The organism is Vibrio sp. 10N.261.51.F12 (assembly GCF_041471725.1).
Lineage (GTDB): Bacteria > Pseudomonadota > Gammaproteobacteria > Enterobacterales > Vibrionaceae > Vibrio.
On record NZ_JBFROV010000038.1, the window covers coordinates 89100 to 103559 of the forward strand.

Below are 14460 nucleotides of genomic sequence, written 5' to 3' on the forward strand. Positions count from 1 at the left end.
GCGACCAATTCGGCCGCTTCTATTTTTATCTTACAAAGCCAATAACAATTTAGAAAATGTGAAGCGTTGCATTGATAGTAAAGCTATCGAGATCTTGTCCACCCGCTACCGTTTTAATACCGTTAAAACGCTGCCAGCTTGCGCCAATAGATAGCATATCAGTCACAAAATAATCCGCACCAAGACCATACATAAAGTCTGTACCGCTCTCGCTGCCTTGGCTACTCAAGCCACTTTTGTAATCCGCGTTAAAGTAATGGAGACCACCCTTCGCATAAAGTTGAACAGGGCCAAGGTCGATACTTGGCTTTAACGCCGCGTACCATGAACCTAGTTCAGCGTAGCCACTTGCGCCCGTATCTCTATTGGTCATATCAAAGTTACCGTGCTTCCAGTAACCGCCTTCAACACCAATGATTGGTAGAATGCCTGTACCAACATGAAAGCCCATTGGTGTGTCATTGTTATCATTATAGTCAGCACGACCAGCAGAAACGCCACCATATAACCACGCATCAGCAAATGCTGACGTTGATGCACCAATAAGCGCAAGCGCTAAAAGAGTCTTTTTCATTGTTAACCTTCTTGTCTATGAAATAGCGGCGAGTCCAATAAAAGCCACCGCGAAGCTTTATAACACATAGCATACCCTTTACGGAATGCTAAAAGTTCAAATTTAAGTCAAACTTATTGAATTAATTCATTGTTTTCATGAAAATATCGAATGCATGTTGATATCTACAATCAACATGCATCGATGGCATTACGAACCCGTTTATCAGACACAGGATACGGTGTGCCTAATTGCTGTGCAAAGTAACTCACTCGAAGCTCTTCAAGCATCCAGCGTACTTCTTTCACATTCTCAGGTATCTTCATCCCTTTCGGAATTTTATTCAGTAATTCTTTGTAATCTTGTGTGACTGATTCCACTTTCAGAATATGCATACGGTCACGATTTGGGTCGATCGGCAGTTTTTCTAAGCGGCGTTCAATCGCGCGAAGATAGCGCAAAATATCAGGCAAGCGTTTCCAGCCACACTCTGTCGCAAACCCTTTAAAAATCAAGCCTTCTATCTGAGCTTTAACATCAGATAAGGCAAAGGCCATGGATAAATCCACTCGTCCTTTGAGTTTTTTGTTCAGGTTAAACGCCGTGGTAAGAATGGTCTCGACCTGTTGAGCAATATCCACCACTGTCTCATCTAAGTTTGCACGTACATGCTCTTTCAATGTATCAAATTTCTCAGAATCCCAGACCAAGCCACCTTGCTCTTCGATCAACTTATCAATACCGCACGATATACAATCATCAATAAGGTCTAACACTTTGCCATATGGGTTGAAATACAACCCAAGTTTAGATTTGTTGGGTAAGTTCGTGTGCAAGTATTTTATCGGTGAAGGTACATTGAGTAGCACCAAGCGGCGCTGCCCTTCCTTCATAACCAACTCCTGCTCAACTTCGGTCTCGAACAACTTAATTTCAACGCTGTCTTTCTTATCCATTAGCGCTGGATAAGCCTTAACATCGAATCCACCTCGTTTCTGAGAGTAAACCTTAGGAAGCTCACCAAAACTCCAAGTATGCAACCCTTGCTGTTCGATGTCGTCATCCGCAACTTTAGATAAGGTTGCTTGTACTTTATCTTTTAGGCTTTCTTTAAGCTCGTAAAGGTCGCGATTTTCTTTGAGTTTACGGTTTCGATGATCCACCGCTCTAAAAGTGATTCTTAAGTGATCCGTTAACTGAGACAGATTCCATTGTTCTCTAAGAATCTCAACGCCCGTCATTCGACGCAGTTCTTTTTCCAGCGAGTCCAATAGCGGCGCTTCCATCACTTTCGTTCGAGCCAAGAATGCATCGGCATAGTTAGGCGCAGGTACAAAGTTCTTTCTTACTGTTTTAGGCAGCGACTTAATCAAGCTAATAATGAGTTCTTGTCGAAGCCCTGGAATTTGCCAATCAAACCCTTCACTGTCGATTTGGTTTAATATCGGCAACGGAATGTGAACCGTCACTCCATCGTTATCTTCGCCCGGCTCGAACTGATAACTCAGTTTGAGTTTAAAATCGCCTTGATACCAAAAGTTCGGGTAATCCAACTCAGTGACGTGGCTAGCATCGCCCTTAAATAACTGTTCTTTCTCAAAATTCAGCAAGTCTTTGTTCTTTTGACTGGCTTTTTTCCACCAAGTGTCAAAGTGTCGTCCGGAAACGACATCGGTATCCACTCGCTGGTCATAGAAATCAAACAGGTCATCGTCATCAACCAATATGTCGCGACGACGAGATTTATGCTCAAGCTCTTCTACTTCAAGAAGCAACTTACGGTTTTTCTTAAAAAACGCATGCTTAGTTTCCCACTCACCTTCGACCAATGCACTGCGAATAAAGATTTCACGACTCACTGCCGGATCGATATTGCTATAGTTCACAAGGCGCTTAGGAACAATGAGGATCCCGTACAACATGACTTTTTCATGAGCCATGACGGCCGCTTGTTTTTTGGACCAATGCGGCTCGCTGTAACTGGTTTTCACCAAGTGCTTCGCAACAGGTTCTATCCATTCTGGCTGAATCTTGGCAATGATTCGTCCCCACAGCTTTGAGGTTTCGACCAACTCAGCTGACATGATCCACTTGGGTTGTTTCTTAAACAGCCCTGACCCTGGGAAGATATGAAAACGGGCATTACGAGCACCTTGGTATTCATTCTTCTCTTGGTCTTTAACGCCTATGTGGGACAGCAAACCGACAAGTAAAGCGGTATTAATGGACTGCTCATTCGCGGGTTCTTGATTGACTTTACCATCCATTTCACGCATGGCTTGATGAATTTGAAAATACACATCCTGCCATTCACGCACGCGCAAGTAGTTCAGGTAATCCGTTTTACAATGACGTCTAAATTGATTGCCTGTCAGCTCTTTTTGTTTGCCTTGGATGTAGTCCCATAGATTAACGAAAGCCATAAAGTCTGATTCTTTATCAAAGAATCGACGATGCTTTTCATCCGACGCTTGTTGTTTATCACTCGGTCTTTCACGCGGGTCTTGAATCGATAGCGCTGACGCAATTACCATGATTTCTTTCAAGCACCCTAACTTTGGTGCTTCTAAGACCATACGACCAAGTCTTGGATCGATTGGCAATTTGGATAACTGTCGCCCAATTGGCGTCAAACGTTTACGTGGATCCGTTGCTTTGTCGTTAATGGCACCTAACTCTTCAAGCAAACGAATACCATCTTGGACATTGCGCTTGTCTGGCACTTCAACGAATGGGAAGGCATCAATATCGCCCAGCCCTAATGCCGTCATTTGCAAAATAACAGAAGCCAGGTTGGTGCGTAAAATCTCAGGATCGGTAAACTCACTACGAGACTCAAAATCTTCTTCTGAGTAAAGACGAATACAGATACCTTCAGCCACACGGCCACATCGCCCTTTCCGTTGATTGGCACTGGCTTGTGAGATCGCTTCTATTGGCAGTCGCTGCACTTTTGTCCGGTAGCTATAGCGGCTAATTCTCGCCGTACCTGGGTCAATGACATAACGAATGCCTAGCACCGTTAATGACGTTTCTGCTACGTTGGTTGCTAATACAATGCGTCGACCGGTATGCGACTGGAAGATCTTGTTCTGTTCGCCTGATGATAGTCGCGCATATAAAGGAACCACTTCAGTGTCACGCAAGTTACGTTTATTGAGCGCATCTGCGGTATCACGAATCTCTCGTTCACCGTTCATAAAGATCAGGATGTCGCCAAGCCCTTCATCACACAACTCGTCAACGGCTTCAAAGATCCCTTCAAGCTGATCGCGATCGGCGTCATCATCGCCATTCAATGGACGATAACGTGTATCAACTGGGTAAGTGCGGCCTGAGACCTCTATAATCGGCGCGTCGTTGAAGTGTTTTGAAAAACGCTCTGGATCGATAGTCGCGGACGTGATGATGATCTTGAGGTCTGGGCGCTTTGGTAACAACTCTCTTAGATAACCCAAGATAAAATCGATGTTGAGGCTACGCTCGTGCGCTTCATCGATAATGATGGTGTCATATTGATTGAGGTAACGGTCATGTTGGATCTCAGCTAGCAAGATACCATCGGTCATCAGCTTAATTTGCGTGTTGTCTGAAATCTGGTCGTTAAATCGGACCTTATAGCCGACAAACTCGCCTAATTGGGAGTCCATCTCTTCAGCAATGCGGTTGGCCACTGAACGAGCAGCAAGTCGACGTGGTTGAGTATGGCCAATAAGACCAAACTTTCCACGACCAAGCTCTGAGCAGATTTTTGGTAGCTGAGTCGTTTTCCCCGACCCTGTCTCACCGGCAACGATGACCACTTGGTTTTCTAATATTGCTTTTGCAATATCATCTTTCTTTTGACTAACTGGCAACAATTCTGGGTAGTTGATCGTCGCTTTGTGCGCGCTACGTTGCTGCGCTTTCATCATTGATTGCGCAATATCCATCGCAATTTCATCAAACACGGCCGTTTTTGACTGCTCATTCTTAATACGGCTCGCACCGTTTATGCGTTTATGCAGACGAAAACGGTCGCGAATCATGCAGTCATTCAGTGCTTTCTTCAACGAATGTGCATTATTGGCTTTAGCCGCCGGATTATTTTTATTGTTTTCAGAGAGAGAGGAAGTCAAAACGTTTCCTAGTTCAATTTTACGATTTACAAACTGGCCGGATTGTAGCACAGCTCAGTGTTGGCGTTAACTCAGGCGACAATAAAAAGCCCCGCTTACGCGAGGCTTTTTAGCTTATATGCCGCTAGCTCAATCACAAACTCTCGGCTTAAATCTGAAATGGCTAAAAGTCATACTGTAGGTAAACCGTACTGTAGTTACTGCCGCCTTTGATTCGACCGAACTGCGATGAAGCTTCAAAAATAGCACTTCGATGATGTAATGAATAACCCAACCACAAGGCTTCCCACTTTGGTTTTCTGAAGATTGAACCAATATTGACATCATAAGAGATATCAATGTAGTTCATAACGTGACTGGCACGTTTTTCTTTCTTATCCATTTCTTGCTGTTCAATGTAAGTCACGTTGTCGATATACGACACACCATTACCAACACCAAGTCGCATTTTCACCGGCCAGTTAAAGGTGTAGTAGGCTTTAATAAGTGCCACAAATTCATTGCCTGTCTCTTGCACTTCTGAACTCCAGTGATGCGCATAGCCTGGGCTCAAATAGATATCAAGAGGCAAACCAAACAACTCATCGGTTAACGGGTGTCCGTAAAAAATAGAGGTTACTTGGTTATTGTATGGGTCACGTTTTCCATTGAACGTCAGAATATCACCCATATCCGATGGCGATGCATAACCGTGCGCGACTCTCACGTATGGCTTCGTGCTGATATCCCGGCTATGTTGTTTCGCTTTAGATGTTGTTGTTTTTTTCTTCTCATTGAAGAAGCCAAACCCTAGGTAAACTTCACCCTCAAATCGATCTTTAATGACATCGGAATGATACGCTGCATTATCAAGCATTCGAATGTTCGTCGAACCCAACATGTACAGGTTTGAAACCACATGATATTTGGCGTCAACACCCATGGCATAATCGAACGCCCCATTGATGTCTTGGCTATAGCCGTTGTAAGAACCGTAATACTCCGTATTAAATCCAGAGTCTTTGTAACGCAGTGTGACATTCGGCTTTAATTCAAGATCGCCGTAATCTAGCGTCCCTTGTAACCTCAAGTTAGCGTGTTTGCGAAACTCGTTGTCAGTCATCAATTCTGTATCAAGGTGCCACGTCTCATCCAAGTTGTATCGCAATTGCAGACCATAATCGAGGGTATCCCCTCCCGCTGCATTTTGTTCATCGGCTGGGATATCAATAAAACGTAGTCGAGTAATGGCATTCAATTCAAATTGTTTATCATCCGTTTTATAAAGATGCGCGCCTGCCGTCATGCCGTCGAGGAACACATAGTCATTTTTGAAGTACATCATTGGGATGAACGTACTCACGGTAGAATCTTCACTCTGCGTTTCAAAAGGGATATTTGCTGTACGCCAAACCGCGGCAATACCCCATTCTGCCTCTTGCGCTGCATTTGCGGCCGAGGGGCTACCTAAAATAACAGCCACTCCCAACGCGAGATTTTTCTTTATCATGTCTTACAGTTTCTCCAGCCGAATAATCATTCTTAGTACAAAAACTAGGGCTCGTGTCAACAAAATAGACCGATGTTACCGATGGTAGGCAAGCATCATGTCAAATATACTAACAACCGCTACCCCTAAGAAGAAGAGTTGTTATATTATTAGTTTTATTGAATTTATATGTCACGACAGTGTGATTGGCCCATCGGTTGATCGATAGCACCACATTATCGGTGACATAGTTTCCACTATTTAGACCAATCGTGAAAGTATCAAATTTAAAAAATATCCTCGATTCTTTGCCAATTGACAGAGAATGCCACGTCGTGACAGGCGAAAAGTGGCTGCCAGAGCGTCTTGTAGAAGCAAAACTTGATAACGACCTGTTATTCTTAGGGTTTGATAATGCCCCAGATGAAGGGGAAGATGGCGCTGAAGGGCGTGGCTTTGTCGATCATGAAATCGAACTATTACGGACTCGACTGACTGACATCGTGACCCAATCTCAGCATTCAGACACCACTATCGATGCACTGTTGGCATTTTTTCTCGTCGGACATGAGTCCACAAGCAGTGAATTTGTTGAGTTACTTGAATCAATGGATAGCGTAGATAATCATCCTGAACTATCACTGACTTCAACCGAAGAACCGACACTACAAACCCAACCGCTTGAAGAGAACCTATCATGACTGCTCACGTGTTGTCTCTTGCCCCTATTCTTGCAGGTCCAATTTTAAGGCGCGTCAATCCGCACGAGTTTTCATTGTGGATGGCATCGTCGGTTGAGCCAACGCGTCTAATTATTTCATTGCAACATGGTGAGACGACGGAAAACTTCGCTATTTCCTACGAACAGTCATACCAACTAAGTCCCAAGTTATGGATCATACTCGCGCATTTCAAGCCTGACTTCACATTCGATACTCAAAACCTTGCAACGGACGCCCATCACCTTAGATTGGATATAAACGCTCGATATGACATTTTTATTGACGAGGTAAACAACAGTATTTTACCAACAGACCTTTCTTATTCTGAAGGGCGTGGGATTGACTTTAATGTTTCCGATCGTGCCGACCATATACTCCATGGTTCGTGCAGGAACCCCCACCACCACAGTGGCGATAGTTTATTGGCCATCGATGCTCAGCTACAAAAGAGCATTCACCATCGCCCTGACATGTTATTACTCAATGGCGACCAGATCTATGCCGACCATGTGGCGGGGCCAATGCTCGACGCTATTCACCAAGTAATTGAGCTTCTAGAGCTACCAAATGAAGACTTTACTAAGGGGTCGGTTGCCGACAGCCAAGCGCTGTATCTGCACCCTAAAACCCTTTACCGTAGAGATGAGCTGTTGCCCAAAGCAAGGCCGCAACAAACAAGGTTTAATACCAGCGACACCCCTATCTTTAGCTCTACTGACGCTCATAACCATCTCGTCACGTTTTCCGAGTTCATTGCTATGTATCTGTTGGTGTGGTCTCCAGAATTATGGACACATGTCAATATTGACCGGCTCGAAGACGCGCAATTCATCGTCAACGGTGAAAGTCTATCGCTTCATTTCCAGCAAGAATGGTATGAAGAAAAAGCGCACATTAATCAGTTCATTGAAGGCTTGTCACAAGTGCGTCGCGTACTTGCACATATCCCGACGTACATGATTTTTGATGACCATGATATTACCGATGATTGGAATTTAACTGTGGGATGGGAAAAAGCAGCCTATGAACACCCGTTTTCAAAACAGATCATCGGCAATGGCTTATTATCCTATTTATTGTGCCAAGCATGGGGAAACGACCCGAGCATCTATCACACCGACTGGCACCGTACACTAACGAACTTATTCAAACCCGGAGAGCCCTCGGCTCAGTTGGACAAGCAAATTCTTGATGAGACTATCTATGATTTGTTGCGGTATGAGCGCTGGCATTTTTCCATCAACTCAACGCCAAAAGTCGTCGTGTTAGATACAAGAACTCGACGCTGGCGATCGGAGTCGAACCTAAACAAGCCCTCAGGTCTTATGGATTGGGAAGCCTTGGTTGAATTTCAACACGAGCTGATCGATCAAGACTCAGTCATCGTTGTATCAGCCGCGCCGATGTTCGGTGTAAAGTTCATTGAAACCATGCAACGTCTGGCGACGATTGCAGGAAAACCACTGATGATCGATGCAGAGAACTGGATGGCGCACCCGGGCAGTGCGAATACATTATTATCGATTTTCACTCATTCAAAAACGCCGAAAAACTTTGTCATCCTATCCGGTGATGTTCATTACTCCTTTGTTTATGATATCGCGCTTCGCTATCGAGAAACCGACTCTCATATTTATCAAATTACTTGTAGTGGCATTAAGAACGAGTTTCCGGCAGTACTGCTCAATCTATTTGGCAAGCTTGATGCGTGGCTTTACACCCCTCGCTCTCCGCTTAACTGGTTTACTAAGCGTAAGCAGTTGAAAATATTTAAGCGCCATCCAAGTCCACCAGCGTCGAACCACTTGGTTAATCGTAGCGGTATTGGCCGACTTAAACTCGATAGTGATGGTAAGCCAAGCGAAATCTGCGTCATACACAGCGACGGCACTGAAACACATTTCCCTGAAATTAATGATCATTCCTAAACACAAAGTGCTTGAGTTTCGCTTCATGAGACACTATGTATTAATGGTTAGGCGTCAAATGAGGATCCCCTATGTTTAGTTCAATCACCTCTATATTTAAACAATTGATCGAGGGTAGCGATTTATCACAAAGCAACACCATTAGCCCAAATCTTGCCATTGCGGCGCTATTGTGCGAAGTGTCGAATGCCGATCATCACATCGACTTAAAAGAGGAGCAAGCGAAACAAACGCTCATCGCTCGCTTACTTGAGTTAACTGATGATGACGCGCAATTATTGATCCAACAGGCAAAAGAGAAAGTGAAAGAATCAGCATCACTCTATGATTTCACATCTGGGTTACGCGAACTGTCTCAAGAGAAACGATTTGAATTAATTAAAGCCATGTGGGAAGTGGCTAACGCAGATGGCATCATTGACCCGTTAGAGGATGCCGTGATTCGTAAGGTCGCCGAACTTCTGTACGTTGATCACAGTGAGTTCATTCGAGCAAAACTTCAAATAGTGAACAAATAGCGAATACATACTCGTCATGTATCGCATCAGTGTCTTTTGAACAGCCAGAGTCACCTCGGCTGTTCGGTTTATGATTGACTCATAACACGAATAGCGACATTGAATCGACTACAACATCGTTAACGCAAGTTTAGCGAGGTTATAAGCATCAACATAACCAGAATGCTGACGCCCTTCCCATTCGATACCTTTTGCTTCTTGCGCAGCTTTGTGGCCTATACGCTTTTCCTTGAGTCGATTTTGCATACGATAGAGTGTCGCAAGATTCACAAACTCTTTGAACGGGGGGGTGATACCTTTAGCAATGCATTCTTCGAACAAGATGGCATCATCTCGCCCCCAAGCGGCATATATTTTGTTGCGACCACCAAAGTTTTTGGCCATCGACTGAATCACCGCCGCTAATGGTCGGCCTTGTTTTTCTATTTTTCGCGGGGTAATCCCAGTTAACTCAGCGCAGAATAACGAAACTTCGTCTGTTTCTGGCTTCACATAGTATTGAGCCCGTTTCACCACTTGCTGAGTCACGAGGTCTATTTCTGCCAAACCAACTTCAATGATCTCTCCAGTCGTGCCGACGCCATCAACATTCCAACAACACATTTCAAGATCAAAACAAACGACGCGGTTATAATTCATAGCAACTTTAGATTATCAAATAAACAACGGGCAGAAGTGTAGCTCAAAACAATCGAAACCTCGATAGCTCCGGGCTTAACTGCTTTAGAATCAAGCAACATTCGCTTTATCACGGCCTCTAGCCTTACTGATGTATAACTGCTCATCGGCACGATTCATCAGATGCTCTAACGACTCTCCACGATAAACCGCAGCGCCAATACTGAGTGTGCAGTGGAATTGAGTATCAATCTCCAACCAGTTAAGCCCCCGGACTTGATCACAAATGCTCATTAGATAACGCTGTAACGACGCATAATCAATACAGCGACTGATAATCGCAAACTCGTCTCCTCCTAATCGAAATAGCATGTCATCGGGATACATATTTCGCTTTATATGCGAAGCAACTTGAACCAAAATTTCATCGCCAATCACATGGCCATATTGATCGTTAATTCGCTTGAATAAATCAATATCCAAGATCGCCAACGAGAATGGCTTATTACAAGATATATGATACTCAACCAGTCTATTGAACGCCCGACGGTTATGCACCTCTGTCAACGGATCACGTTCAACTAAATACTGCAGATCTTTGGTTCGACGATTCACTAGTTTTGTCAAACGGCGCTGTTCTCGCAGCATAAGCTGTACAACGTACGCCAGCAGCAATGAAATAATCATCCCGCCAGACACCACGCATACTAAAATCAGCGTCTCGTTACCAGCCAACGAGCTATCGTGTCGAAATTGCAGGCTCCATTGGCGGTCATACAAGTCTATTTTTACGACTTTCTCATCGCCTTGTATCGCGTTCCAAGATTCACTTTGATACATAATAGGATCATCTTCTGCGTCGAATCCTAAGTCCACAACGCGAATCCCGACTTCCTTGTCAATCGATGTTCTCGACACAATCTGTTCAAAATACACCGTTGTCCGAATCACACCAATCACAACGCCTCGCAACGCTGCACCACCCGGCTCAAATACCGGGTGATAAACCAACATGCCTTGTTTTGGAATCGAACGATCAAACCCATCTTGTAACAATCGAATTTTATCCGATAAACTGGGTTGGCCGTCAAGCATCGACTTTTCGATAACGCGGCGAACGCGCTCTCTTGAAGAGTAGTACCCCAAAGCTCTTAGGTTAGCAGTGTTAACCGGAAAAATATCACTCGCCACGTAGATGGGAGCATCATTTTCAAGAATATATCCCTGCGTCACCGGCTGATCTTTCGGAACAGTATAGATAGCATAATCAGGGAATCGCTCACGCACCCTTGCCACATGGCTATCAAGTTGCTCTGGATACACTTTTTTCATCCATTGCATAGCGATCAAGCTTTTTGAGCTTGCAACTAGAGGCTCAGCAAAAGATGCAAAACTGCGCCAAGCATCCGGAGTGGTGGCATGATAAAAGCCCGCCCCCGAGCCTATAAAGCTAACATCCATCATCACCAGTTCTTTAATATTTTCGGCTTGGTTTTGTATGAGGAAATCAAAATTGGATTCGGCAAGCTTTTGCTGCCCTGTGTAGACGATATGTGTAATAAATAGTGTTATTAACAACCCGATAATGAAGACCATCACTGAGTATCGCTTCACTCCATGATCGCCCGTATTTAAACCTGTATTCATCCTGAATTACTGCCCTAGCTAATAATTATTTTTTAAGCAGTGCTGATTGTTGTTATTTACGCCGTCAGCCAATGTGCCACCATCAGCACACTCACGAATGACTTATTTCACCACTGCATAGATAAAATAACGGTACTGTGTACTCTTATTTTTCACCTATGCATCAGATTTTACACGCCTTTTTCTTCCGCCCTAGTCACTAAGGTTAGAAAAACAGCAAAGATCACTTAAATTTGTAAAATCATCACTATATGCTTATTTATTCACCAATAAACTCACTTTCAAATGACATTATTGTGAAAGCATCGCGCTAAGAGTCTTGATTATGTTAGAATTCGCCCCAAAGTTAGCACCTAATGACAGACACATAGAGAATCCCCTATGACCTTCGATCTAAATGTTATTCCTACAACCTTCGACATGCTCCACGCGGGCCTTGCGGCATCCAGCGTACTGCTTTTAGCTATTGCGGTTTCTCGTAAGAGTAAAGTCGTTGAAAAAATCGTAGAGAAACCTATCGAAAAGATTATTGAGGTTGAAAAACCTGTAGAAAAAATCGTTGAAGTAGAAAAGATTATTGAAGTAGAAAAAGTTGTTGAGAAAGTCGTCGAAATCGAATCTAAACTCGCCACCGCGCCTACCGATTCAGCAATGCAACTGCTGTCCCTTATGCAACAGGAAGCGCGTATTATTGACTTCCTCCAAGAAGATCTGACGGCTTTCTCTGATGAAGAAGTTGGCGCAGCAGCGCGAGTCGTTCATTCTGGTGGTAAAAAAGTCATCGGCGACTACTTCGTTCTTTCTCCAATTCGTACTGAAGACGAAGAATCGCGCCTCACTATTGAAGAAGGCTTTAATCCACAAGCTATTCGCCTAACGGGCAATGTCACTGGTAACGCACCATTCTCTGGTGTGTTAGTTCATAAAGGCTGGAAAGCGGACAACATTAATTTGCCGAAGTTGTCTGAAAATTACGATGCCTCAATCATCGCTCCAGCAGAGGTAGAATTATAATGGATCACAACGCAAAATTTAGTGTTGGTATCGACCTTGGTACCACGCACTGCGTTATGTCATTTGTTGACGCGCAGGATGAAAACGCCGAAGTAGAAGTGATGTCAATTCCTCAACTGACCTCACCTGGCACCGTCGAAAGCCTTAGCCAGCTTGGCTCATTTCTTTACCAGCCACACGAACACGAGCTTGGCCATGGCTCACGTACATTGCCATGGACGGAACAACCCAATGCACTCGTAGGTGCCATTGCTCGCAACTTGGGATCAAAAACCCCTATTCGTTTGGTCGCGAGTGCGAAATCATGGTTATGCCATGGTGGTGTAAACCGTAGAGAAGACTTTTTGCCACAAGGCAGCCCAGAAGAAGTCGTCAAGGTATCACCATTGCGCGTCACAGAATTGTACCTAGAGCATCTTAAAAACGCTTGGAATCACGTACATCCAGACGCTAAGCTCGAAGAACAAGATGTCACCATCACGGTTCCGGCTTCATTCGACCCAGCCGCTCGAGATCTCACGGCAGAAGCGGCGCGTAATATTGGTTTAATGCATCTAACACTACTTGAAGAGCCACAAGCGGCACTTTATAGCTGGATCGACAATAGCAATGATGCATGGCGCGATGAAGTTGACGTGGGCGACATTGTACTTGTCGTTGATGTGGGTGGCGGTACGACCGATTTGTCTTTGGTTGCCGTTACTGAAAACGAAGGAAACCTAAATCTAGAACGTGTTGCTGTTGGTGAGCATATCTTGCTTGGCGGTGACAATATGGATCTTGCTCTGGCTTATCGCCTTAAAATGAAGCTTGCTCAAGACGGCAAAGAGCTGCAACCGTGGCAAGTTCAAGCGATGACTCACGCATGCCGCGACGCCAAAGAAGCGCTTTTGAATGATTCAGAGCTTCAGTCCGTCCCAATCGTTGTACCAAGCCGTGGTTCTAAATTGCTTGGCGCAACGCTCAAAACTGAGTTGACTCAAGAAGAAGTACAGCAAACGTTGGTAGATGGGTTCTTCCCGCAAGTTGGGATTCAAGAACACCCTGTACAGCGTTCACGCGGTGCATTGACGCAAATGGGCCTGCCTTATGCTCAAGACGCGGCGGTGACACGTCACATTGCTGCCTTTTTGAGCCGCCAAAGTAACGCAGCGGATCAAGCTTTCGCAGGAATGCCAGGCATGCAAGCCGCGCCTGAGTTTATCAAACCAACGGCAGTACTTTTCAACGGTGGTGTATTAAAGTCACCTCTGCTTTCTGACCGTCTTTTTAACACCATCAATAGCTGGTTAGAAACCGCGAATGCGAGCTCAGCGAAAATGTTGACTGGTCTTGATCTTGACCTCGCGGTAGCAAGCGGCGCGGCATACTACGGCAGTGTACGTCGTGGACAAGGCGTTCGTATTCGTGGTGGTATTGCATCAAGCTACTATATCGGTATTGAAAGTGCGATGCCGGCGATTCCAGGCATGGCACCACCAATGGAAGCACTTTGTGTCGCACCATTTGGCATGGAAGAAGGCAGCAGTGTCGATGTTCCTAGTCAAGAATTTGGATTAGTGATCGGCCAGCCGGTTCACTTCCAATTCTTTGGTTCAACGATACGTCGTGAAGACAATGCTGGCGTACACCTAGATTATTGGAAGCCTGAAGAGCTAGAAGAACTGCCAGAAATCCAAGTCACCTTACCGGTGTCTGAAGGCAGAACCAGCGGTGAAGTAGTCCCGGTCACACTCTCCTCGCGAGTCACGGAGCTCGGTACGTTATACCTCGAAGCTATCGCCGCCGATAATGGTCAAAAATGGCACGTTGAATTTGACGTCCGTGAAGACGCCTAGCGTTTAGGTTACCCATATTGACCTTTGAAACACCCT

10 protein-coding genes are annotated in these 14460 nt (G+C 44.8%); 5 read left to right on the plus strand and 5 right to left on the minus strand.

Features of this window, described 5'->3' with window-relative positions:
- Nucleotides 1-49 precede the first annotated feature (49 nt).
- From AB4405_RS20295 to AB4405_RS20305, 3 genes are all read right to left on the minus strand, one after another.
- Nucleotides 50-574, minus strand: coding sequence for an outer membrane beta-barrel protein (locus AB4405_RS20295; protein WP_372062584.1), 525 nt, complete (start codon nt 572-574; stop codon nt 50-52).
- A gap of 170 nt (nt 575-744) precedes the next feature.
- The gene (gene hrpA / locus AB4405_RS20300) at nt 745-4671 is read right to left on the minus strand and encodes an ATP-dependent RNA helicase HrpA (protein ID WP_372062585.1); all 3927 of its coding nucleotides are present in this window, start codon (nt 4669-4671) and stop codon (nt 745-747) included.
- A 163-nt stretch (nt 4672-4834) separates the two neighbouring features.
- Nucleotides 4835-6160, minus strand: coding sequence for a MipA/OmpV family protein (locus tag AB4405_RS20305; protein ID WP_372062586.1), 1326 nt, complete (start codon nt 6158-6160; stop codon nt 4835-4837).
- Between the two features lie 251 nt (nt 6161-6411).
- On the opposite strand from AB4405_RS20305, the gene AB4405_RS20310 reads away from it, so the two are divergent.
- The 3 genes from AB4405_RS20310 (at nt 6412) to AB4405_RS20320 (ending at nt 9307) form a co-directional block, all read left to right on the plus strand.
- Entirely contained in the window at nt 6412-6840 is a 429-nt protein-coding gene (locus AB4405_RS20310; protein ID WP_372062587.1) for a hypothetical protein, read from the plus strand.
- On the plus strand, nt 6837-8789 hold the full coding sequence (locus AB4405_RS20315) for an alkaline phosphatase family protein (RefSeq protein ID WP_372062588.1): 1953 nt from the start codon (nt 6837-6839) through the stop codon (nt 8787-8789). The genes AB4405_RS20310 and AB4405_RS20315 overlap by 4 nt, the downstream gene beginning before the upstream one ends.
- A 71-nt stretch (nt 8790-8860) precedes the next feature.
- Nucleotides 8861-9307, plus strand: coding sequence for a TerB family tellurite resistance protein (locus AB4405_RS20320; protein ID WP_102470077.1), 447 nt, complete (start codon nt 8861-8863; stop codon nt 9305-9307).
- A 108-nt stretch (nt 9308-9415) separates the two neighbouring features.
- Here AB4405_RS20320 and AB4405_RS20325 read toward each other — a convergent pair whose 3' ends face one another.
- Both AB4405_RS20325 and AB4405_RS20330 read right to left on the minus strand, forming a co-directional pair.
- Nucleotides 9416-9946 carry an exonuclease domain-containing protein gene (locus AB4405_RS20325; RefSeq protein ID WP_372062589.1) on the minus strand — a complete coding sequence of 177 codons (531 nt, stop codon included), beginning with the start codon at nt 9944-9946 and terminating at the stop codon, nt 9416-9418.
- Nucleotides 9947-10036: 90 nt separating this feature from the next.
- Nucleotides 10037-11572 (minus strand): diguanylate cyclase domain-containing protein, encoded by a 1536-nt coding sequence (locus tag AB4405_RS20330; protein ID WP_372062590.1) that lies wholly within the window; start codon nt 11570-11572, stop codon nt 10037-10039.
- 381 nt (nt 11573-11953) lie between these two features.
- Between AB4405_RS20330 and AB4405_RS20335 the strand changes: the two genes are divergently transcribed.
- A complete protein-coding gene (locus tag AB4405_RS20335) occupies nt 11954-12586 on the plus strand; it encodes a DUF2760 domain-containing protein (RefSeq protein ID WP_372062591.1) in 633 nt (210 codons plus the stop codon).
- Nucleotides 12586-14424 (plus strand): Hsp70 family protein, encoded by a 1839-nt coding sequence (locus AB4405_RS20340; RefSeq protein WP_372062592.1) that lies wholly within the window; start codon nt 12586-12588, stop codon nt 14422-14424. Before AB4405_RS20335 ends, AB4405_RS20340 begins: the two co-directional genes overlap by 1 nt.
- Nucleotides 14425-14460 lie beyond the last annotated feature (36 nt).

Bases quoted from the DNA above. Each gene is read 5' to 3' on its own strand.
- AB4405_RS20315 (WP_372062588.1), top strand. From the start codon at position 6,837: ATGACTGCTCACGTGTTGTCTCTTGCCCCTATTCTTGCAGGTCCAATT.
- AB4405_RS20305 (WP_372062586.1), bottom strand. From the start codon at position 6,160: ATGATAAAGAAAAATCTCGCGTTGGGAGTGGCTGTTATTTTAGGTAGC.
- AB4405_RS20335 (WP_372062591.1), top strand. From the start codon at position 11,954: ATGACCTTCGATCTAAATGTTATTCCTACAACCTTCGACATGCTCCAC.
- AB4405_RS20330 (WP_372062590.1), bottom strand. From the start codon at position 11,572: ATGAATACAGGTTTAAATACGGGCGATCATGGAGTGAAGCGATACTCA.
- AB4405_RS20295 (WP_372062584.1), bottom strand. From the start codon at position 574: ATGAAAAAGACTCTTTTAGCGCTTGCGCTTATTGGTGCATCAACGTCA.
- AB4405_RS20325 (WP_372062589.1), bottom strand. From the start codon at position 9,946: ATGAATTATAACCGCGTCGTTTGTTTTGATCTTGAAATGTGTTGTTGG.
- AB4405_RS20320 (WP_102470077.1), top strand. From the start codon at position 8,861: ATGTTTAGTTCAATCACCTCTATATTTAAACAATTGATCGAGGGTAGC.
- AB4405_RS20340 (WP_372062592.1), top strand. From the start codon at position 12,586: ATGGATCACAACGCAAAATTTAGTGTTGGTATCGACCTTGGTACCACG.